Genomic DNA, 21,206 nt, shown 5'->3' on the forward strand with positions numbered 1-21,206 from the left:
GTGATGAAGATGGATAATTATGAAGAGTTACTGGCAAAATTGTTGGAAAAGCTGGCCGCAACAAATCAAGGTCAAACAACAATTTCATCAAGTAACCCAAAAATTCCAGTGGGTATTTCCAATCGTCATATCCACTTATCCCAAAAAGATATCGATAAATTATTCGGCTATGGATACCAATTAACAAAATTAAAAGATCTTTCTCAGCCTGGACAATATGCCTGTAAAGAAACCTTGATGATTTGCGGACCTAAGGGAGTAATCGAAAAAGTTCGCATTTTAGGGCCAGCTAGAAAACAAACACAGGTCGAAATTTTACAAAGTGATTCATTTAAATTGGGCGTTAAAGCACCATTGCGTTTATCTGGAGATTTAGTTGGATCAGGCAGTGTAACGTTAATCGGACCAAAAGGATCGGCAGAAATAAGTGAAGGTGTGGTCGTTGCAAAACGTCATATCCATATGCTGCCAGAAGAAGCCGTTTTATTCGGCGTCCGTGATGGTGAAGCAGTAACTGTTGAGATTTTAGGGGAACGGGGCGGCAGCTTATCGAATGTTGTCATCCGCGCAGTTGAGAATTCTGGCTTAGAATGCCACATTGATACTGAAGAAGCCAATGCACTTGGCATAACACCCAATATGGAAATCGTGATCAAAAAAAATAACATATAGAATTTTAGGAGGAAATAATAATGAAATCAGATGCACTAGGAATGATCGAAACAAAAGGATTAATCGGTTCAATCGAGGCTGCAGACGCAATGGTCAAAGCGGCTAATGTATCATTAGTAGGAAAAGAATTAGTTGGCGGTGGCATTGTGACCGTTATGGTACGTGGTGATGTGGGTGCTGTTAAAGCAGCAACAGATGCAGGTGCAGCGGCAGCACAACGTGTTGGTGAACTATTATCTGTCCATGTAATTCCTCGTCCACACTCAGAAGTTGAAAATATCTTGCCTATCTCGCAAGCATAATAAATGAAATTCTGAAAAGGGCGGAACACTGCTAGAAATAATGTGTTTCGCCTTTTTTATTTAATATGGAGGATACGAATGAAAAGAACAATTATTATTGGATCAAATCATGCAGGAATTGCGGCGGCTAATACATTATTAGAAAACTATCCAGATCAAGAAGTCACGATGATTGATCAAAACTCTAATCTGAGTTATCTAGGCTGTGGAACAGCACTGTGGGTAGGACGGCAAATTGAATCATATGAACAACTTTTTTATACGACGAAAGAAGAGTTTGAGGCCAAAGGAGCTAAAGTTTATTTAGAAACTGCTGTTGAGAGAATCGATTTTTACGCCAAAAAAGTTTTTTGTAAAGCGAATAATGGTACACATTTTTGCAAAGAGTATGATAAGTTGATTTTAGCAACAGGTTCAATTTCAATCACACCACAAATACCTGGAAATACTCTAGAAAATATTCATTTTTTAAAGAAGTTTCAAGATGGACAAGCAGTTGACCAATTAGTAGGGATACCTTCTGTTAGAAAAGTCGCTGTTATAGGAGCGGGTTATATCGGTGTTGAAATTGCAGAAGCAATCAAACGACGTGGAAAAGACGTTTTGCTTTTTGATGGCGCACCACGTTCGTTATCTAGCTACTATGATCCTGAATTTACAGCTGAAATGGATCTTAATTTGTCAGAAAATGGTATTGAGCTGCACTTCGATGAAATCGCCACAGCTTATAAAGGTTCAAAAAAAGTCGAAGCAATTGTAACGAACAAAGGTGAATATGCAGTTGATTTAGTTATTAATGCGATTGGTTTTTTACCAAACAATGACTTAGGGAAAATTCATCTAGAACTCTTTGGCAATGGTGCTTATCTTGTTGATGAATACCAACAAACAAGTGATCCTTCTGTTTATGCGGTAGGAGATTGCGCGACACTGTACTCCAACGCATTAAGAAAAATTACTTATATTGCTTTAGCAACAAATGCAGTAAGATCTGGTATTGTTGCTGGACATAATGTCGGTGGAACCCCACTTGCATCAATCGGCGTACAAGGATCAAATGGCATCTCTATATTTGGCTTAAATATGGTTTCTACGGGTTTGTCATTAGAGGCAGCCCAAAAGCATCAACTGGAGGTGCTATATACGGATTACACCGATTTACAAAAACCAGCATTTATGACCGATAATCATTCGGTTGCGATTCGAATCGTTTATGAAAAAGGATCTCGTCGCATCGTTGGTGCACAGATGTCATCACGTACAGATATTTCAATGGCGATTCACATGTTTTCGCTCGCAATCCAAAAAAGTCTGACCATTGATGAACTGAAACTGCTAGATCTATTCTTTTTACCACATTTTAATCAGCCGTATAACTATATTACAATGGCAGCATTAAATGCAGAATAAATCCATTATTGAATAAGCCAGCGACATTGCTCTAAATCAACTGAAACAGTTCTTTAAACAGCAAACTCTCCGATTCGGATAAAAGTATTTCATACTGTATGAGACAGGTTGAAATTTTTATACTTAACGTATTTAAAATAATTGGATCAGACAGTGGGGAAAGTAATTTATGTTGATGGTCAATAAGTACTGTTCGTAAAGGTTGCTGTTCTAGTTTAGTTAATGTATCGACAAGCTTTCCAATGATCGATAAAGCCTCGATTTTTTGTTTTTGACTATTGAAATATCTCTGATTCATCGTTTAACACCTCGATTTTATATAATGAATCTATTATAATAAGCCTAGAAGGAAAGAGACATAATCTGGTGAAAGAATAAAAACCCAATTAGTTTCAAACTGAAAGGAAATACAAAATGGATGATTTAGATCAACAGATAGTACAACTGCTAACTAAAAATGCTAAATTAACAAATAAAGAAATCGGAGCAATCGTACATCTAACTGGACAAGCAGTCAGTCAACGGATTACCTATTTAAAAGACAATGGAATCATTGAAAACTATACAATCACAATCAAACACGCAGAAAAACAGTTCATTCGTATTTTTATGGAGAATAATCAGTTCTCTGCTATAGAAAGCATGATCAACAGGTTTGAAGAAATTGATACGTTTTACAAAGTAAGTGGTCATGCCTGTTATCTCGTTGTTGCTCACTTTAATCAGAAACGATTAAAAGAATTTATTGAAGTAGTCTCAAAATGGGCGCGTTGTAGTGTAGATTCGGTGGTTAGGAATGCAAAAAAATGAGGTCGAGACAAAAGCGTTTAACTCCGAGAAATAAGAAGGAATTCACGGAAATTATTCTTCAAATTTTTGTGAATTTCAGCTTATTTCCGAAGGAGCTGCTTTTGTCTCGCCGTTTATTCGGATTTAGATCCTGAGATAAAACTGATTTTTAGTTTTGTCTCAGGCTCTTTTATTTAATCAAAATACTAATAACTAAAAGTAAATTTTGAACATTTTTTTAATTTTTTGAAATAAAACCGCATTCATATATTTTTTTAAACCAACTCTATTGACATTAAAGCCTATTTGCGTTAATATCAAACAGCATTAGTTACTAACACTGTTAGCTATTAATGGTGTAAGTAATTATTTTGAAAAAAGGAGGAGTCATATGTCATACGCAGAAGAGGCTGAACAAGAACTGATGCGACTAATGGTTCGAAATCGGCATAGTGCATTTAGCAGACTAGAAAAAAGTAATCAAGGTGAAAGTATTGTCATCAAATTTCTCGCACGATACAATAAACCCACTAGTCCCAAACATCTAGCTGAATCACTGAATCTGTCTAGCGCTCGTATTGCTGTCGTCTTGGGCAGTTTAGAAAAAAAAGGGCAAATCGAACGCAAAATGGACCCAGATGATCGCCGTCGGATCAACGTTACTTTAACAGACTGCGGTAAAAAAGCCGCTAAGCTGCAAAAGAAAGAAATGCGTGATAAAATTGTGCAGATTTTTAAACTAATGGGAGAAACAGATACGAAACAGTTCATTAAGCTGACTGCGAAATTCGTAGATTACTCCCAACAAATTTCCCAGAAAGAGGAAGGTGACCAATAGTGAAGATTTTTAAATATCTCGGCAAATACTGGTATGCGGTCATCGCAGTTCTTGTGCTTTTAGTTGTACAGGCAAATAGTGATTTAAGCTTACCAAAATTAACATCGGGTATCGTTGATATCGGTATCCAACAAGGAGGGCTTGAATATTCCACACCTGAAAAAATCAGGAAAACAACTCTTCAGGGAATTGAAATGTTCATGACAGATGATGAGAAAAAAACAATTGAAGACAACTATAAACTAACGACTGAAAAAATCGATGGAAAAGAAGTTGAAGTTTATAAGTTAAATCTTCAAAACGGTATGACAGAAGCCAAACTAGCAGATATTTTTAATCTGCCAATGATGATGCTGGCAACTTCTCAATCAAAGGATTCATCAAGCGGAAGTGAAGCCAAAGCAATCATCGAAGAGTATAAAAACATTGGCGAAGATGCCGCTAAAGCCAAACAACTTGGTGAAGAAGCAACAGCCTTAGGCGAACAAGCTAAAGCGGCCGGTGCAGTGGCTGCATCAGCAAAAGATGCTGCAACAGCCATGGAAAAAGGCCAAGAAGCCCAAGACCTAGCGGCTCAAGCGCAAACAAAAGGTGCTGAAGCCAAAGCTTTAGCTGATTCAATCAAAACAACGACAAACGCTATGCCAGCTAAAGTTGAAGCAGCTCGTAAAGCAACTAAAAAAGGCTTAGGTGATCTAGGTGCAGATTCAATGAAAACCGTGGGGATTCAATTAACGCTGGGTGAATACAAAGCACTAGACATGGATACACAACAAATTCAAACTGATTATATGGTTAAAACAGGAACAAAAATGGTTCTCTTAACCCTTGTTTCTGCAGTAGCTGCAATTATTGTTGGATTGATTGCTTCACTCGTGGCTGCATCAGTCGGTCGAAATTTGCGTGTGGGTCAATATGAACGAACATTACAATTCTCAAATACTGAAATGGAGAAATTCTCTCCAGCTTCATTGATCACACGTAATACGAATGATATCCAACAAATGCAAATGGGGATCGTGATGATCATGCGTATCGTGTTATACGCACCGATCTTAGGTATTGGTGGGATCTACAATGTCTATCAAACAGGAACAGGTATGGGCTGGATCGTCGGTGTAGCAGTAGCCGCTGTTTTAGTTTTAGTGGGAAGTCTACTATTAACAACGATGCCTAAGTTTAAAGCATTACAAAACTTAGTCGATAGAGTGAACTTGGTTTCTCGTGAAATCATTACTGGTTTACCTGTTATCCGTGCTTTTTCTCGTGAAAAATTTGAAGAAAAACGTTTTGATGGTGCCAACACTGATTTAATGAAAACTCAATTATTCGTTAACCGTGCAATGTCTATTATGATGCCTGTCATGATGTTATTGATGAATGGTATTTCTGTTTTGATCGTTTGGGTCGGCGGACATAATATGGATAACGGTCAACTACAAGTTGGGGATATGATGGCCTTTATCACTTATACGATGCAAATCGTGATGGCCTTTATGATGTTATCAATGGTTTCAATCATTCTACCTCGTGCCAATGTTGCTGCTGGTCGTGTGGAAGAAGTCCTTGAAACAGAACCAACAATCAAAGATCCAGAACATCCGAAAGATGATCATGACTTTAAAGGTGAAGTGAAATTTGAAGCAGTAGAATTCCGTTATGGCGATGCTGATGAAGATGTCTTGCATCATATCAACTTTGTAGCTAAACCAGGTCAAACAACTGCCTTGATCGGTTCAACTGGTTCAGGTAAATCTACGATCGTTAACTTGATTCCGCGTTTGTTTGATGTAACTGGTGGACGAATTACAATTGATGGGATCGATATTCGTGAAATGAGCTTGCACAAATTACATGAAATCATTGGTTTTGTGCCGCAAAAAGGCATCCTCTTCTCAGGTGATATCGCATCAAACATCAAGTTTGGTGATGCCAATATCTCTGATGAACAAATGCGCAAAGCAGCGGAAATTGCCCAAGCTGAAGAATTCATCGACTCAAATGAAAAAGGTTATGATCGTGAAATTTCTCAAGGCGGAACGAACGTTTCTGGTGGACAAAAACAACGTTTATCCATTGCTCGTGCCTTAGCGAAAAATCCTAAAATCTTGATCTTCGATGATTCATTCTCAGCACTTGATAATAAAACGGATGTAGCCTTACGTAAGGCCTTATCAGAAAATATCAAAGGTGCCACACAAATTATCGTTGCTCAAAAAATCTCGACGATCCTTCATGCGGATAATATTATCGTATTAAATGAAGGCCGTATTGTAGATCATGGAACACACGACGAATTAATGAAATCATCCACTGTCTATCAAGAAATTGCCCAATCACAATTGAGTAATGCTGAATTAGGCATAGAAGAAGCAGAGTAGGGAGGAGCGAATAATAATGGCAGAACAAACACAAAATCGCCCTCGTGGCGGACGCGGACCTGGGAATGGCGCTCCAGTGGAAAAAGCCAAAGATTTTAAAGGAACACTAAAAAAATTAATCTCCTATATTGGTGCTTATAAAATACCCGTTTTCTTTGTAATGATCTTTGCAATTGCTTCAACCGTGTTTAATATTTGGGGTCCAAAAATCTTATCACAAGCAATCACAGAATTATTTAATGGCTTGATTAAAAAATACCAAGGAACTGGCGGTATTGATTTCAATAAAATCGGTGGAATCTTAATCTTCATGCTAGGACTTTACTTAGTGGCTTCAGCCTTCGGAATCATACAAGGTTGGATCATGTCGACGATTTCGCAAAAAATCACGTATCGTATGCGTAAAGAAATTTCAGAAAAAATCAATCGTATGCCGATGAATTATTTTGAAAGTCGGACCACAGGTGAAGTGTTATCTCGGATCACCAACGACGTCGATACCTTAGGGCAATCCCTAAACCAATCAATCACACAATTGATTACATCAGTCTTTACCATCATTGGGGTTATCGTGATGATGCTATCAATTTCCGTGCAAATGACAGGGATTGCTATTTTGATCGTACCGATTTCAATGATCTTGATTTTAATTGTTGTGAAAAATTCGCAAAAATACTTTAAAACACAACAAGAATATCTTGGGGTGATTAATGGTAAAGTCGAAGAAACAATCGGCGGATACAATATCGTACGTTTATTCAATGATGAAGAAAACTCTCTTGAAGAATTTAAAACACAAAATGATGTTTTATTTAAATCAGCTTGGAAATCACAATTTCTTTCTGGTTTGATGCAACCGATCATGAACTTTGTTGGAAATTTAGGGTATGTTGCGGTAGCAATTTTTGGTGGGATTTTAGCTTATAACGGAACGATTACAGTTGGAGATATCCAAGCGTTTATCCAATACGTTCGTAACTTAACACAACCTATTGCGCAATTGGCTCAAGTATCTAACTTACTTCAATCAATGGCAGCAGCGGCTGAACGTGTCTTTGAATTCCTTGAAGAGGACGAAGAAGCGCAAACAGTACCAAATCCAGTTAAAATCGATAAAGCCAAAGGAATGGTCGACTTTGAACATGTTCGTTTTGGTTATACGCCAGATAAAATCATTATCAATGATTTCAGTTCACATGTTGATCCAGGCCAAACAGTGGCAATCGTTGGACCAACTGGTGCAGGTAAAACAACAATGGTTAAACTATTGATGCGTTTTTACGATGTGACTTCGGGTGCAATTAAAATCGATGGTCATAATATCAAAGACTTTAACCGTGCAGATTTACGTAAAAATATTGGGATGGTTTTACAAGATACTTGGTTATTTAAAGGAACCATTATGGAAAACTTACGTTATGGTCGTTTAGATGCCACGGATGAAGAAGTTTATGAAGCGGCTAAAGCCGCTCATGTTCACCACTTTATCCAAACATTACCTGGCGGCTATAACATGGAATTAAATGAAGAATCGTCAAATATTTCCCAAGGTCAAAAACAATTGTTAACCATTGCTCGTGCTATTTTAGCGGACAAACCGATTTTGATTCTTGATGAAGCAACATCATCTGTTGATACAAGAACAGAAGGTTTGATCCAAGGGGCCATGAATAACTTAATGGCTGGTCGTACGTCATTTGTTATCGCTCACCGTTTATCAACGATCAAAGATGCAGATAAGATTTTGTATATGCAAGATGGCGATATCAAAGAACAAGGAACACATGAAGAATTACTTGCTGAAGGTGGTTACTATGCGTCACTTTATAACTCTCAGTTTGAAGAGTTAGACGAGTAACAAATAGTTAAAAGAAGCGCTTGTCAAAATTATTTTGATGAGTGCTTTTTTCTTTACTCAAAAAAATGGTGCCATAAATTTACTTAATTTTAAATTAAGAAAAAATAAAGACGCTTAAAATAACTTGAATAAAACTCTTTCCAGCGGTATTCTTTATACAAAATAAATAGATAAATAACCTTGTTAGGTGAGGCTCCTATACAAACATAGGCTATTGCGCAGAAACGTCGAAAGACGCCAATGTGTAAAACAAGAATTGTCGAATTAAGGCTTTTCATAAAATAGCTAAGAATTTTTCTTTACGTTGTATAGTGCTAAAACTCAGACGATGAGATTGATTGAAAGTCAAACGTCTTAGGAAAAAATGTTTGACTTTTTTTATTTTAGTAAATAGCCTGTCTATTTCCTTCATTTTTAACGTCTTAGTTATCTGCCTGCGTTTTTTAGGAGTGCTCTTTGACGGAAATAATCGCTGAATACTTCGCTGCTATTTATTGGGAGAATAAGTTCCAGCGGTTTTTACTTTATCACTATTGTTGCTAGATATTCAAGTAGACTAATTGTGAGCTTATGATCAGATTGAATATAAGATTGAAGGGATTTATTACATGAATAAATTGAAAGAAAAAACATTTACGCCTACTATATTAAGCATTGTATTCTTTTCAGTACTAACCTTATTAGTGGTAAAAAATGTCTCATGGTTTAACAATTTAGATGCTGCGATTTATCGATTTGATTGGAAACCCAATGAGCGAATCACTGATTTTGTGATCGTCTTTGCTAAAATTGCAACGATTGTTCCTGTTTTTATCATAAGTTTGCTCGTTTCATTTGGTTTATGGCGAAATAAACATAAATTGTTGGCAATTTGGATGAGCAGCAATGTCTTAGTTGTCAGTGCTTTAGGTTTTATTATCAAACATCTGGTTGCCCGAACAAGACCCAATGTCACACAATTGGTTGAAAAAACGTCCTATAGTTTTCCAAGCGGGCATTCTCTTTTGGCGATGTGCTTGGTATGTTCGATTCTGTTGAGTGTCCAAGCGATTTACAAAACAAAATCCCCAAATTATCGATTATTAAAAAATGGACTGATCATTTATGCTCTTGTGATAGGTTTAAGTCGAATTTATTTAAGAGTGCATTATCCTAGTGATGTAATTGGCGGTTTTCTTTTAAGTTATGCTTGGGTAAGTCTTTCATATATTTGCCTGCAAAGATTTTATCTAAGCAGAAAATTTGCAACAACGGATTCTAAAAAAAGATTTATTCAGAAAACAATTTTAGGATTTTTAACGTTCCTTTTACTAATCGTTGCCGGGGCCTCAGTATATGGTGCCAACGTGTTCAAAAACGTTCAACAGACAGCGGATAAAATGTATCAACCACTAAATCGAGAAACCAAATCTGTAGAGCTAGGCAAGAGTGAGCCAGTTAGTTTTTTACTTTTAGGTATTGCAAATGATTCAAAGCGAAAAACAGATTTTCGAGCAAACACGATAATGGTCGCAACTGTCAATAATCAATTGAAGAAAACAACGATTACTAGTATTCCACGAGATGCATATGTAGAGATTATCGGTAAAGATGGCGTTTATGACAAAATCAATCACGCACATTCTTTCGGTGGCGATGAGATGATGATCGAAACCGTCGAGCATTATTTAGAGATTCCAATCAATCATTATTTTGTCATTAATATGGACGGTTTAGCGGCTTTGAGTGATGCTGTCGGTGGTGTGACAGTGAATAATGATTTTGAATTTGACGCCGAAGGGATTCATTATCCAAAAGGAAAGCAACATTTAGGTGGTTGGGAAACGTTACAATATGCACGAATGCGCTATGAAGATCCACTAGGTGATTATGGCAGACAAAAAAGACAGCGTGAGGTAACGATTCAGCTTACTAAAGAATTAACTTCTGTGAAAAATGTCCTTCGTTACCAAGAGTTGCTTGATGTAATTGGGGAAAATGGACAAACGGATATGACGCTGGATCAAATGATGCTATTGATGAAAAACTATCAGAAAGCTTTAGAGAATATTGAAAGTTATCAAATGCAAGGTGAAGGATTTACTGGAGATGGTTACACAGGCGAAGAAGGTATTTCCTATCAAAGTATCTCAGATGAAGAAAAGGCAAAAGTTATAACAGAATTAAAACACCAATTGGCTATACCGTAAATAGATTCTTTTAACTTCTTATTTTGCAACTTCCGATTGTCAGACTGCTTTTTCTTTTGCTATAATCTGATGTATAGAAGTGGAGGAATGTAAGTATGATAAAAGTGGCAATCATTGGGTATGGGAACCTAGGACGCGGCGTTGAACGTTCGCTAAAACAACATAAAGATATGGAGTTAGTGGGTGTGTATACAAGAAGAGCGCCTGAAACCGTCCAAACAGAAGGGGCACAAGCGTTTACAATGGATCAGCTCAAAGATAAAAAAGGTGAGATCGATGTTTGTATTTTGTGTGGCGGTTCAGCAACAGATTTACCGACACAAACACCAGAGTGGGCGCATTTATTTAATACTATTGATAGTTTTGACACCCATGCTAAGATTCCAGAACATTTTGCTAAAGTGGATCAAGTGGCAAAAGAAAATCAAACGACCTCAATTATCTCAACGGGATGGGATCCAGGGTTGTTTAGCTTGAATCGTTTATATGCGCAAAGTATTTTACCAGTTGGAGAAACGAATACGTTTTGGGGTAAAGGCGTTAGTCAGGGACATTCTGATGCTTTACGTCGAATCAATGGCGTGGCAGATGCAGTGCAGTATACTGTTCCAAATACTGACGTAATCGAAAAACTTAAAGCTGGTGAGCAGGTAAATCTGACGACTCGTGATAAACATTTCAGAGAATGCTTTGTGGTGCTAGATGATGGCGCAAATGCAGACAAGATTCGCGAAGCAATTGTTTCGATGCCTAATTATTTTGCTGAGTACGATACAGAGGTTCATTTTATCTCTCAGGCTGAATTAGATCAAAACCATCAAGCAATGCCGCATGGTGGAACGGTTCTGCACACTGGAACCACGCATGAGAACACCAAACAAGTGATTGAATATAAATTACAACTAGAAAGTAACCCAGAATTTACTGCGAGTGTGTTAGTCGCCTATGCAAGAGCTTGTGTTCGTTTAGCAAAGGAAAAACAATTTGGGGCATATACCGTTTTAGATATTGCGCCTAAATATTTATCTGATCGGACCGATGAAGAGTTAAGAAAAGAATTATTGTAATTTTTTATAGAGAAGTTGGAGAGAATGTTATGCCATAACATTCTCTTTTTTTATGCAATTAAAGGTTTCAGTATCCATGTGATAGATAGGACCGGTAAATCTATATAATACAGAGAGTAAGGATCAATAAAGTGTCAATAATAAATAGAACATTCACCAACCTATTCAAAATGAGGCTGGTGAATGTTTTACTGCTTCAGCTAGTATAGTATAAACACGCTCTAAATCTTCCTGTGTTCCACGAAGTTCATAGTCAGCTAAAAATGGAAAACCAAATTTTTGCGCATACTGTTTGGCAGTTAAACAATATTGATGGTTAAAATTTTTATTGCCACTACCGACTACACCTAGACAATAACGATGATTGTCATCATGATCTAAATACTCCCGCATTGTTTCAGTCAATATTTCCGTATCGCCATTATCAACTCCATTTCCACCATCTAAGTAAGTTGGGACAAATGTGAAAAAAGGAGCATGCTCATCGTCAAAAACGGAATTTTCGTGGATTTCCTTAAGGGTGATTTGTGTATCATATTTATCAGCAGCATAAGCCGCTAAACGTTTGACAAAGGAACGTGTGTTACCAGAGATTGAAATATATATAATGTTCATGTTAAAACCTCCTTAAAATACAAGCGCACCAGAGCTCACCGCGTTTGTGGAGCTGCAGAGTGTCTGCTCTTCTATAATATACACCCTAATCCTAACGATTGAAAAGTAAATTCTCATATTTTGTGAAGAATATCATTTAGTCTTTATTATTTGTCACCAATTCCCACTTCACCTATAATATGCCTATACAAAAAGAAAAGGGGAAGCAAAAATGACTTATAAAGTGGATTTTAAAACTGTTTCAACAGTTGGGCTTGAAACGTCTCCGGTAGCTGAAGCATTAGCAGGATTACGAGCAAATGAAGCTCGTTATTATTGGAATAAATACAAACATGAATTTGTGACTATACCCGCAAATGATGATCCTGAAACCTTAGCGTGGGTTGAAAAAATTTTAGCAGAACGTGATATGAAATTTCCATATAAACCATTAGAAATTTCAAGTTTTGAAGTAGATGGTATTAAGATGGCCTACGTCTTTTATGAAAACGGCTTAGCAGTCAATGTTATGTATACTCTTGAACCAGGTGGAAAACGAGCGGTTGGGTTTAAATTATCTGATGGCATGGAAATTCCGGCTGAATTTGAAGGGAAATTTAAATTTGCCCGTCAAAAATCAAAACTAGCTGGAACGATCCGTGGGTCGTTCTTTGTGATTAAAGGTGAGTACTAAGTTTAGATTTTTAATTTATGATAGGCAGCCACATCAATTGAGTAAAAAAATTATAAAATAAGGACTAAAGAAAAACTCATCAAGCTTTTCTTTAGTCTTTTCATAGCATTAATCTAATTAAACGTCACTATTGTTTAGAATGCGCTTTTGTAACCAGTGATTCAATTTTAGTTCAGCTTTTGCATCACCGGGATTCGGTGCTCTAGTTACCAAATCATTTCCAGCATTTAAACAATTTAAAGCAGTCTTATCCTCGTGTTCAACAAAATAATAATAAGCAGCTTCTATCCGTTTATTACCCATCAGAGGTTGTTTTAAGCTCGCTTTTACTTGTTTGTCTGACCATAATTGGACAAGACGTGGATCATCTGGTTTAGTAATAGATAAACAAAAAAGCAATTCCTTTTTGAGTTCAACTTGATACAATGAAATCAGCTCGTCTAATCGCGACCACAATGATTCCAGCTGTTCGGTTAGCTGTGTCCAATCCTGTTCTTCAAGAAATCGAGCTACTCTTAAAAATTGTTGTGAGTCATTAAAATAGGTGTGTGTTGGTTTTGCAGGGACTAATTCAAAAAATGACTTTGGTAAATCAAGATAACTGTTCCCTTGATTTAATTGATAGTTCACCTCAAATTGCATGTATAATAGATATTGTTGTTCTTCGCTAGCAGACGCTACTTTAATGCTCATGCCATCATTAAACCCTATTGGAACAGCATTTGTAACGGCTGTAAAAAGTCCTACAATGATAAACGCTGTAGCTATTGACGGATGAAATGCAAATAAAATGCCAATCACTCCACAAGCAATTACGTTCGCCAAAACGCCTCCTAATAAATACAGGCGAAACGGAAATTTTCCTTTTACATAAGTTGGGGGCGCCATCAGGCATTGCCCCAGTGTTCCAGGGACTTTGAAACGTTTGAACGCAATCGTACCATCTTTTTGCCAAACCCACATAAACGAGAAAACGCGATAGCTCACCATTTTATAACCGGATAGTTTTCCGAAAAATCCATGTCCTGCTTCATGGATAATGATATGGAGCAGATAAGAAATAACCAATGCAAAAATAAAAGTGAGGATGTCTAATCCTGATAAATGGGGATTATTTTTTCCAATCAGATATCCGCCAAAATAACCACCTATGCCTCCTAAAATTAGTGAAATTAAAATAGAACCAATTTTTTTACCCTTTTTTTTCATGCTAGTCCTCCTTTTCCTAATTCTATTTTATCGCATAAATAGGGAAGAAGACCACCTTTTTCTAAATGCGGTTTCTTTACTTTTTTTGAACTACATGTTACGCTTTACTTGTTATCATGAGTGATAGCCACTAAAAATTAAATAGAACCCATCACAAAGGGGAGCCATGGCTGAGAATGAGTAATAACTCTAAACCCTTCGAACCTGTTCGTTAGTACGAGCGTAGGAATTGTGATGGAGTAAATAGCAACTTTTACTCCTCCTTTGTGACTCGGTCGTTCTATAAGGAGGATTTTTTTATGCAAAGAAAAGCAGAATTACAAATTTGGATCGAAGGAACGATCGTTGCGGCAATCGCAATGGTGCTGTCTTTGATACCAACTAGCATTGGCAGTAGTTTTTCGGTTTCACTAGGTATGATCCCAATCACGCTTTATGCTTTGAGAAGGGGAACTAAGGCGGGTTTTTTTTCAGCTTTTATCTGGGGATTGCTGCATTTCCCGCTAGCTCAAGTGTATTATTTAATGCCTGCACAAGTGATTATTGAATATATTTTAGCATTTGGTTTTGCAGGTTTTGCAGGAGTTTACAGTCATCAGCTACAGCAGGCAATCAGCAATAAAGAATATGGGAAAAGCAGTCGAATTATTATTTATGCTTCGTTTTTTGGTATGTTAATGCGCTATTTTTGGCACTTTATTGCAGGAGTTATTTTTTGGGGAAGTTTTGCTATGTGGGGGATGAATCCATGGCTATTTTCATTTGTAATGAATGGGTTAAGCGGAATTACAACAGCAATTACGACCTCAATTGTTTTGCTCTTACTTCTTAAAATCAATCCCAAACTGTTTATTCCGGTAAATATCTCACGATTTAGTCAACAAAATTAAAAAATGAAATAATACAGGTTTATTGAAAGAAACTAAGCCAAAACTGAGTGAGTTTTGGCTTAGTTTCTTTTTTTGTAAATAAATAATCAATCTATTGAAACCTAATCGCAAATTTTTTACACTATTGGAGTGAAGAGGTGAGAAAATGGGGAAGTTTAGTTATTTAGAACTTTCATTAATCAAAAAAGCAATTAAAGGGGATAAGGTTGCTTTAGGGAAAGTTTTACGTAAAAACCATATATATCTATACAAAATGGCCTATATCTATATCGGTAATAAAGAAGATGCGCTGGATATTATGCAGGAAGCGACGATTCAATCAATAAAATCGATCCATACATTGAAAGAGCCAAGTTATTTTTTAACTTGGTTTTGCACGATCATGGCCAGACAAGCAAGTAAGTTGATCAATCAAAAAATCCAAATCCGTGAGTTACAAAACAATCCCGAATTTGAAGAACCAACTGATCTTTCAAAGAATAAAAATCAATCTATCGATGTGCTGGATGCCGTAATGTCACTAGAAGATAAGTATCGTTTGGTCTTGCAACTGTTTTACTACCAAGATTTTTCAGTCAAAGAAATCAGTGAACTTTTAACGATGCCAGAAGGAACAGTCAAAACGAATTTAAAGCGTGGGAGGGAAGCGCTAAAGACAGTATTAGGGGAGGATTATTATGTCTGATAACGAGAAAAAAATTTTGCGAAAAGTGATGGGACAAATCGAAGTCCCAGAAGAAGAAGCGTTAGCTGCCCTAGATGTAGATGCCAATCAAAGAAAAAGTAGAGTTCGTAAATTTCACTACAAATGGGGCGAAATTTTCTTATCTGGTGTAGTCGTCATATGTTTGTTTTTTATCGGAACTTTGATGTGGCCAAAGACGAAGGAAATCAGTGATCAAAGCAGTTCAGTATCAACTGAGGAACCTAAAAAAATTCCGGCGAACATTTTACAAGCGACTAAGTATTGGAAAATTGCAAATGAAGACAAATATTATAGTTTTAGTAATGATGACGTTCGTATGATAATCAATTATTTTACATGGTTTGCACCCAAATATACCTTTAGAGATGATCAATTGGATATCTATGAAAAAGTGATTGATGATAATAATGAGGTGATAGCGGAACTTCATTCCTATCAAGTGGCAATGGACGGCTCGAACTTGATATTAGAACCTAAATTATCTGAGGTAAAGCGACTGGTTTTAGAGCCTCACAACGAAGAAATTTTTCCGTATACAGAAGAATCACTCAAGAAGCTTAGACCAGCCAATGAGCCAGATTTAACAGCTTATTCTTCATGGACATCCATTATAAAAGGCAATGATGGGCTAAATAGTACGGTAACTTTTGATGGATTTATTCGTAAAGAGAAGATCGATGGGGAGGATAGTTGGCTAACGATGACCTATGAAGTCAACGGAAATCATATTTTAGTCAATTATGGCGGCTATAAGGTCGGTGCAGATATGTATTGGGATGGAGAAAACATTGTATTTTGGCCGGTTTCTAATTCCCTGCAAAAATCAGAAGATAGAAAAGAATACGCTGAGGAAAGTGTGACACTGCTCAAACCTAATAAATAAGTCTTCTTAAAATGAAAAATAAAAGCAAAGTTGGTTTTATTAGCGTAATAATGGGGGTGATATGCTGTACATTGATTGGCTATTTTTCTTATGAATTTATTCATACAACGCAAGAAGTACAAGCAGATGATTCTGGCGGAGCGAAGGCCAATAAAATTTCTGATGGTCCAACGGAATTGCTAGATGAGGCTAAAACACAAGTAAATGTGGTTGAATATAAAGAAAATAGCTTAGTTAGACCAATCCAAATAGAGCATGGACCACAAGTGACGAAAGAAGATTTGATAAAATATAACTGGGTGTTACTGTATATCGGGATGGATGAGGAAGACATACAAACAACGGTTGAACAGGTGCATATTTTTACAGACAAAAAACGGAAAATCATAACATTTGATAAGCAGTCAGGAAAAGCATTAAACGAATTAAATCGTGCTACTGGGGAAGAGTTACCACCAGGAGAAGACCCACAAATACTCGGGTATACGATGACTGGCAATGAATTTCGTGAAGAATTTAAACTACGTGACGAAATACTCAGCACAACATCCAAAGCCTACTGGGACGATAACAAAATCATCTTTACACCATTTGATGAATATGACCATAAAGAAGAAAGACAGACCATTTTTCAGCCGGTTGAATTTGTTGAAGAGAATGAATATAGTAAAAATAAATAAAATGCTGTTTGAAAAACAACAATAAGTAGCTACAGAAAATTGGTGTGAAACAAGACGAATAGCGTTTTGTTTCACACCATCTTTTTTTACGGTCAGGCTGTGTTACAATAAAAGTAAAAAAAGGAACAGGGGTTAAATGAAAAAAGCAGGTTGTTGGTTACTTTCAGTATTTTTAACGAGTACAGTATTTTTTTCGCTTAGTGAAATCGGGTATGCTGAGTCATATGTCGAAGACCAAGCAGGAAAACTCAATCAAGAAACAAAGGATTATATTACCAAATTAAACAAAGAAAAATTTTCGATCTTGGAAGACAGTCCAGAGTATGGTATATCGATCACTCGAGATGTAGATCCTGCTGGCAATCAAATCGAGACGCATATAGAAAATAAATTTAGGAATTTCGATTTTAAAAATAGCGAAGCACCAGTAAATATAGTGACTGTGTTTGTTTTGGATCAAGGGAAGATCTGGTTTGCCCATGGAGCAAAGTTTGCTTCTTTGTTTGAACCACTGAATGAAGACAAGGCATTGAAAGAGCAACTATTAGAGCTGATCAGTGCGGATAAATATGATGAAGCAGTTATTAAGGTATCCGACTATGTCTATCAATATGTAGAAAAAGCGTATACTGAAAAAGGCTTGGCTACGATTGTTCAAGAAAGTGATAGGCTAAAGGAAAATAAGCTGAAAATACAACAGGATAAGCAAGTTTTTTGGCTGGTGTTGACAGCAGTTACACTTTTATTAGCAGGTGTTGGCTATAATGCTTATCTGAACTTCAAGAAAAATGGGCTGAAACGGCAATTTTATGCACATAAGGTACTGCCAGCTAGATTACTGAAAGATGAGCAGTTCAATCAAAAAGATTTTGAGCACTGGTTAGAAAATAGCAGTAAAAAATATAATAGCTATATCAATAAAAATGAAGCTATCAGAGCAGTAAAGTACTATTGTATAGATAACTTTTTCCCTAAAATAATCAATCAAGTCAACGCCATTACAGACCAACAAAAGCAATTGTTGAAACGTGTATTGCTCAATCGAGACATCGGTGATTTCTTTTTTTATACCTATTTTGCCGATGAACAATTTACTTTTCTGATGTTTAATACAATGACAGCAGATGCTCAACAGGTTTCAGAAGCCTATACAGAAAATCTGCTTAGTCATTTAAGCAAGTTTATCTCTGCATTGCCTATTAAAGATGAGCTTCTAGAAGAAAAATGGTCACTGATTCCGAAATATAAAGTGAATCTGTATGAAGAAGCTAAAAATATGATTCAGCAAAAGCACAGACAAGCAGATTATTTAGCCAAAAATATGCTGGCAAATCAAAGCTATGAAAAACTTTTAGCTGAATTACCTGAAGAAATTGAAAAGATCGTTTTAAGTTGTTTAAAATCAGCTGTTTTTAAAGTGGATTTGCAACAAGTTTATGAGCTGGAGCCGATCTATCAAGAGATCATCGAGAATGATTTTTCAGATGAAGATGTAGCAGAAGTTATGCTCAGTCTGAGAATAGGTTACAAAGCAAATCAGACCTCTATCCTTAAATTGAAAGAAATAGTAAAATCAGTGCTCATTAATATGCAAGATACTATTAGAGAAAGGAATAGACGTGAGACAACAATAGCGCGGTTCGACTTCGAAGAAAGATCAGTGAAAACGATTCTTCGCCCTAAGAGTAAAAATCGTTTTTTTGATTAAAATATAAGTCACTTTCAAAAAAAGTTACTATAGGATCGGGCACTAAATAGCTACTTTTCTGAGGCTGCACCATAACTCTGCGAGTCACATCTCAGCCTCGTAACAAAAGTAGTAGATTATAAGCTAAAGAGTCTGACTATTAGAATCAATTTATTTTTTTCTGGATGATCGTTTTTTCAACTCTTAAATTTCTAATCATCAAAGCTAATCCAAAGAAAGAAAGGCAGATTACAAAAGCAATCGCGAGATACAAGTTAAAGATACTTGCTAGACTAATGATGATCAAAGAAAACAAAGGAGTAGCAGCTGTGAGTAGAGAATTGACAATCCCAATCGAATTACCTAACTCAGATTGTGGAACAATTGAAACGACCCAAGCGGATAGCTTTGGGATCACAACACCGATGAAAAAAGTAATCGGGAATAACAAGCCTAAACTAAGGTAAAGATTCGTCAAGAATAGGGAGCAGAAAAAGCTGATCAGTAAAGTTAAATCCCAAATCAATAGTTTTGACAGTGGCAAATTCTTTAAAAGTTTCGTGCCTATAAGGCTGCCTAAAGCCATGCCGCTTGTGGTGATAAAACCGATGATCGCAATTGTAAAGCTATAAGTACCAATAACCATTGACGTATTCAGCGCAATCAGCATTTGCAATAGTGATGAAATACTCGTCAAACAAGCATTTAAAATAATAATAGATGAAACGACTGGAAAAAGAGTTTGTTCCTTTTTCAATCGAATCAAATTTACTTTTAAAGTAGCAAGAAAAGGCATTTTTTCGGATTTATCAACCTCGTGTAACTGATTAACGCGCAACGCTTTATTTTGCTTGAAAAATACTAATAAAAACATGAGTGAAAATAAAAAGGTACCAGAATTGATAAATGCTAAATTTTGATAAGAAAGGAACAATAACAAGCTAGCGCCAAAAAACTGAGCAAACAAATTAATGAGCTGGCTAATCCCATTTGTAAAGCCAATAGCCTCGTTAAACTGTTCTTTTCCTACACTGATCACGGTCAAAGGAATCAGAGCACTCGCTGTAAACTGCCCAAACAAATCAGAAATAAAATTAAACATGATAGCAATCAGCAAAATCGTCCATTCACCTCTAACAAAAACAAAACTAAGACCAATCAAAAGATAAAGACCAGAGCGAATAATACTACTTAGACAAAGACTTGAAAAACGTCGTTTTGTTTGATCCGCTCGATAGCCAATATAAGAGGCTAAAACCGTTGGAAGCAGTTCAGAGATAGAGACGAGTCCAATCGCCAGAGTAGAGTTGGAAAACGTACTTACATACGTTAGTAAAGCAATATAAAATAGTTTGTCACCAATTGTTGAAACAAAATTAGATGTTGCAAGTAGCCGAAAATTCTTATTGTTCATAAAAATAGACATATATATTCCCTCCTATTCGTTGTTATAATCAATCATAATAAGAAATAGTTGGATGTGGGCCGAATTTTCATATATGAAAATTAGATAGGAGGAGTAGAATGAATATTGGGGAAGCGCTAAAATATTATCGTCAAATGAAAAACAAGACACAAAGCGAATTTTGTGGAGGAGTGATTTCTGTTTCTTTTTATTCTAAGGTCGAACATAATGAGAGTAGAATTAGTGCAGAGGATTTATTGTTATTACTTGAAAAAAATGAGATTTCGTTAGAAGATTTTTTTTTAATAAAGAAAAATAATCGTAAAATTTCGGAAGATGTTCATTTGTACTACTATCAAGGGGATATCGACAAATTAAAGGACGTATATAAAAGACTATCAAAAGATCCAGCGCAAAAATATAGCGCAACCCTTACAAAAGTTTTTATAGCTATTCTCTTGGATCAGGTAGATCTGCTTTCAAAAATAGAAATTGATTATTTAAAATTAGAATTATTTTGTCATGAAAACTGGGATAAAATGAAATTAACGTTGTTAACAAATATTATCCATCTTTTTGATGAAAAATCAGCAGGATTAATGGTTGATCAAGTACTAAAAAAATTTGATTTAAACCAAAAATCCAGTGAAATGCAAACAATTTTTTATAGTTTGCTCTTAAATTATATTGGTATGTTAATCGAAAATAAGCAAGTTGAAAAAAGTAAACACTACTTAGTTTATGTTAAACAAATTCAAACAATACCAGAAAATTTATTTCAAACAATGCTAAGAGCTTATTATGAACAATACTTGAATCAAAATCAGCAACAAAATCACGATATCTTAAGGAGCATTGAGGATCAGTTCTGTTATTATGGCTTAACAACGATTGGTGAAACCTTGCGAATGATTCGAACCAACATCTAAACTTGTGAAGCTACTAAAAAAGT

Annotated in this window: 20 protein-coding genes and 2 riboswitches; of the genes, 16 read left to right on the top strand and 4 right to left on the bottom strand. The window is 36.1% G+C overall.

What is annotated here, in order from left to right; translation table 11 throughout:
* Positions 1–9 precede the first annotated feature (9 nt).
* The 3 genes from pduL (at position 10) to nox (ending at position 2,384) form a co-directional block, all read left to right on the top strand.
* Complete coding sequence (pduL, locus tag RV15_RS09260) at positions 10–672, top strand: phosphate propanoyltransferase (RefSeq protein ID WP_071877768.1); 663 nt, start codon at positions 10–12, stop codon at positions 670–672.
* Positions 673–692: 20 nt separating this feature from the next.
* Positions 693–974, top strand: a complete 282-nt coding sequence (eutM, locus tag RV15_RS09265; RefSeq protein WP_071877769.1) for an ethanolamine utilization microcompartment protein EutM — start codon at positions 693–695, stop codon at positions 972–974.
* A 78-nt stretch (positions 975–1,052) separates the two neighbouring features.
* Positions 1,053–2,384: a H2O-forming NADH oxidase gene (gene nox / locus RV15_RS09270; RefSeq protein ID WP_071877770.1), complete on the top strand. Its 1,332-nt coding sequence runs from the start codon at positions 1,053–1,055 to the stop codon at positions 2,382–2,384.
* 31 nt (positions 2,385–2,415) lie between these two features.
* Here nox and RV15_RS09275 read toward each other — a convergent pair whose 3' ends face one another.
* Positions 2,416–2,682, bottom strand: coding sequence for a hypothetical protein (locus RV15_RS09275; RefSeq protein ID WP_071877771.1), 267 nt, complete (start codon positions 2,680–2,682; stop codon positions 2,416–2,418).
* A gap of 116 nt (positions 2,683–2,798) precedes the next feature.
* On the opposite strand from RV15_RS09275, the gene RV15_RS09280 reads away from it, so the two are divergent.
* The 6 genes from RV15_RS09280 (at position 2,799) to RV15_RS09305 (ending at position 11,506) form a co-directional block, all read left to right on the top strand.
* Positions 2,799–3,194, top strand: a complete 396-nt coding sequence (locus tag RV15_RS09280) for an Lrp/AsnC family transcriptional regulator (protein ID WP_071877772.1) — start codon at positions 2,799–2,801, stop codon at positions 3,192–3,194.
* Positions 3,195–3,564: 370 nt separating this feature from the next.
* A complete protein-coding gene (locus RV15_RS09285) occupies positions 3,565–4,011 on the top strand; it encodes a MarR family winged helix-turn-helix transcriptional regulator (RefSeq protein WP_071877773.1) in 447 nt (148 codons plus the stop codon).
* Positions 4,011–6,392, top strand: a complete 2,382-nt coding sequence (locus RV15_RS09290) for an ABC transporter ATP-binding protein (RefSeq protein ID WP_071877774.1) — start codon at positions 4,011–4,013, stop codon at positions 6,390–6,392. Before RV15_RS09285 ends, RV15_RS09290 begins: the two co-directional genes overlap by 1 nt.
* Positions 6,393–6,408: 16 nt before the next feature.
* Positions 6,409–8,250, top strand: a complete 1,842-nt coding sequence (locus RV15_RS09295) for an ABC transporter ATP-binding protein (RefSeq protein WP_071877775.1) — start codon at positions 6,409–6,411, stop codon at positions 8,248–8,250.
* Between the two features lie 172 nt (positions 8,251–8,422).
* Positions 8,423–8,590, top strand: a riboswitch (M-box (ykoK) riboswitch).
* Between the two features lie 268 nt (positions 8,591–8,858).
* Positions 8,859–10,439 carry a phosphatase PAP2/LCP family protein gene (locus tag RV15_RS09300; RefSeq protein WP_071877776.1) on the top strand — a complete coding sequence of 527 codons (1,581 nt, stop codon included), beginning with the start codon at positions 8,859–8,861 and terminating at the stop codon, positions 10,437–10,439.
* A gap of 95 nt (positions 10,440–10,534) precedes the next feature.
* Entirely contained in the window at positions 10,535–11,506 is a 972-nt protein-coding gene (locus tag RV15_RS09305; protein ID WP_071877777.1) for a diaminopimelate dehydrogenase, read from the top strand.
* A 165-nt stretch (positions 11,507–11,671) separates the two neighbouring features.
* On the opposite strand, the gene nrdI is transcribed toward RV15_RS09305, so the two are convergent.
* Complete coding sequence (gene nrdI, locus RV15_RS09310) at positions 11,672–12,121, bottom strand: class Ib ribonucleoside-diphosphate reductase assembly flavoprotein NrdI (protein ID WP_071877778.1); 450 nt, start codon at positions 12,119–12,121, stop codon at positions 11,672–11,674.
* Between the two features lie 211 nt (positions 12,122–12,332).
* Between nrdI and RV15_RS09315 the strand changes: the two genes are divergently transcribed.
* Complete coding sequence (locus RV15_RS09315) at positions 12,333–12,794, top strand: phage tail protein (protein ID WP_071877779.1); 462 nt, start codon at positions 12,333–12,335, stop codon at positions 12,792–12,794.
* Between the two features lie 117 nt (positions 12,795–12,911).
* On the opposite strand, the gene RV15_RS09320 is transcribed toward RV15_RS09315, so the two are convergent.
* Complete coding sequence (locus RV15_RS09320) at positions 12,912–14,003, bottom strand: M50 family metallopeptidase (RefSeq protein ID WP_071877780.1); 1,092 nt, start codon at positions 14,001–14,003, stop codon at positions 12,912–12,914.
* A 147-nt stretch (positions 14,004–14,150) separates the two neighbouring features.
* Positions 14,151–14,249: riboswitch (TPP riboswitch) on the top strand.
* A gap of 53 nt (positions 14,250–14,302) precedes the next feature.
* Here RV15_RS09320 and thiT point away from each other — a divergent pair.
* The 5 genes from thiT (at position 14,303) to RV15_RS09345 (ending at position 18,870) form a co-directional block, all read left to right on the top strand.
* On the top strand, positions 14,303–14,893 hold the full coding sequence (thiT, locus tag RV15_RS09325; RefSeq protein ID WP_071877781.1) for an energy-coupled thiamine transporter ThiT: 591 nt from the start codon (positions 14,303–14,305) through the stop codon (positions 14,891–14,893).
* Between the two features lie 145 nt (positions 14,894–15,038).
* The gene (locus tag RV15_RS09330; RefSeq protein ID WP_071877782.1) at positions 15,039–15,578 is read left to right on the top strand and encodes a sigma-70 family RNA polymerase sigma factor; all 540 of its coding nucleotides are present in this window, start codon (positions 15,039–15,041) and stop codon (positions 15,576–15,578) included.
* Positions 15,571–16,482 carry a hypothetical protein gene (locus tag RV15_RS09335; protein WP_071877783.1) on the top strand — a complete coding sequence of 304 codons (912 nt, stop codon included), beginning with the start codon at positions 15,571–15,573 and terminating at the stop codon, positions 16,480–16,482. The genes RV15_RS09330 and RV15_RS09335 overlap by 8 nt, the downstream gene beginning before the upstream one ends.
* Before the next feature lie 11 nt (positions 16,483–16,493).
* On the top strand, positions 16,494–17,162 hold the full coding sequence (locus tag RV15_RS09340) for a hypothetical protein (protein ID WP_139243005.1): 669 nt from the start codon (positions 16,494–16,496) through the stop codon (positions 17,160–17,162).
* Positions 17,163–17,298: 136 nt separating this feature from the next.
* Positions 17,299–18,870, top strand: coding sequence for a hypothetical protein (locus RV15_RS09345; protein ID WP_071877785.1), 1,572 nt, complete (start codon positions 17,299–17,301; stop codon positions 18,868–18,870).
* Between the two features lie 145 nt (positions 18,871–19,015).
* Here the strand turns inward: RV15_RS09345 and RV15_RS09350 are convergent, their stop codons facing one another.
* Entirely contained in the window at positions 19,016–20,275 is a 1,260-nt protein-coding gene (locus tag RV15_RS09350; RefSeq protein ID WP_071877786.1) for an MFS transporter, read from the bottom strand.
* 98 nt (positions 20,276–20,373) lie between these two features.
* Between RV15_RS09350 and RV15_RS09355 the strand changes: the two genes are divergently transcribed.
* Positions 20,374–21,183: a helix-turn-helix domain-containing protein gene (locus RV15_RS09355; RefSeq protein ID WP_071877787.1), complete on the top strand. Its 810-nt coding sequence runs from the start codon at positions 20,374–20,376 to the stop codon at positions 21,181–21,183.
* Positions 21,184–21,206: the final 23 nt, after the last annotated feature.

This window comes from Enterococcus silesiacus, assembly GCF_001886225.1.
In the GTDB taxonomy this organism is placed as follows: Bacteria; Bacillota; Bacilli; order Lactobacillales; family Enterococcaceae; genus Enterococcus_L; species Enterococcus_L silesiacus.

Excerpts from the sequence above, each read along its gene's own strand:
- RV15_RS09350 (WP_071877786.1), bottom strand. The coding sequence starts at position 20,275 with ATGTCTATTTTTATGAACAATAAGAATTTTCGGCTACTTGCAACATCT.
- pduL (WP_071877768.1), top strand. The coding sequence starts at position 10 with ATGGATAATTATGAAGAGTTACTGGCAAAATTGTTGGAAAAGCTGGCC.
- RV15_RS09340 (WP_139243005.1), top strand. The coding sequence starts at position 16,494 with ATGAAAAATAAAAGCAAAGTTGGTTTTATTAGCGTAATAATGGGGGTG.
- RV15_RS09275 (WP_071877771.1), bottom strand. The coding sequence starts at position 2,682 with ATGAATCAGAGATATTTCAATAGTCAAAAACAAAAAATCGAGGCTTTA.
- RV15_RS09280 (WP_071877772.1), top strand. The coding sequence starts at position 2,799 with ATGGATGATTTAGATCAACAGATAGTACAACTGCTAACTAAAAATGCT.
- nox (WP_071877770.1), top strand. The coding sequence starts at position 1,053 with ATGAAAAGAACAATTATTATTGGATCAAATCATGCAGGAATTGCGGCG.
- thiT (WP_071877781.1), top strand. The coding sequence starts at position 14,303 with ATGCAAAGAAAAGCAGAATTACAAATTTGGATCGAAGGAACGATCGTT.
- RV15_RS09330 (WP_071877782.1), top strand. The coding sequence starts at position 15,039 with ATGGGGAAGTTTAGTTATTTAGAACTTTCATTAATCAAAAAAGCAATT.
- RV15_RS09345 (WP_071877785.1), top strand. The coding sequence starts at position 17,299 with ATGAAAAAAGCAGGTTGTTGGTTACTTTCAGTATTTTTAACGAGTACA.
- nrdI (WP_071877778.1), bottom strand. The coding sequence starts at position 12,121 with ATGAACATTATATATATTTCAATCTCTGGTAACACACGTTCCTTTGTC.
- RV15_RS09335 (WP_071877783.1), top strand. The coding sequence starts at position 15,571 with ATGTCTGATAACGAGAAAAAAATTTTGCGAAAAGTGATGGGACAAATC.
- eutM (WP_071877769.1), top strand. The coding sequence starts at position 693 with ATGAAATCAGATGCACTAGGAATGATCGAAACAAAAGGATTAATCGGT.
- RV15_RS09305 (WP_071877777.1), top strand. The coding sequence starts at position 10,535 with ATGATAAAAGTGGCAATCATTGGGTATGGGAACCTAGGACGCGGCGTT.
- RV15_RS09285 (WP_071877773.1), top strand. The coding sequence starts at position 3,565 with ATGTCATACGCAGAAGAGGCTGAACAAGAACTGATGCGACTAATGGTT.
- RV15_RS09320 (WP_071877780.1), bottom strand. The coding sequence starts at position 14,003 with ATGAAAAAAAAGGGTAAAAAAATTGGTTCTATTTTAATTTCACTAATT.
- RV15_RS09300 (WP_071877776.1), top strand. The coding sequence starts at position 8,859 with ATGAATAAATTGAAAGAAAAAACATTTACGCCTACTATATTAAGCATT.
- RV15_RS09355 (WP_071877787.1), top strand. The coding sequence starts at position 20,374 with ATGAATATTGGGGAAGCGCTAAAATATTATCGTCAAATGAAAAACAAG.
- RV15_RS09315 (WP_071877779.1), top strand. The coding sequence starts at position 12,333 with ATGACTTATAAAGTGGATTTTAAAACTGTTTCAACAGTTGGGCTTGAA.
- RV15_RS09295 (WP_071877775.1), top strand. The coding sequence starts at position 6,409 with ATGGCAGAACAAACACAAAATCGCCCTCGTGGCGGACGCGGACCTGGG.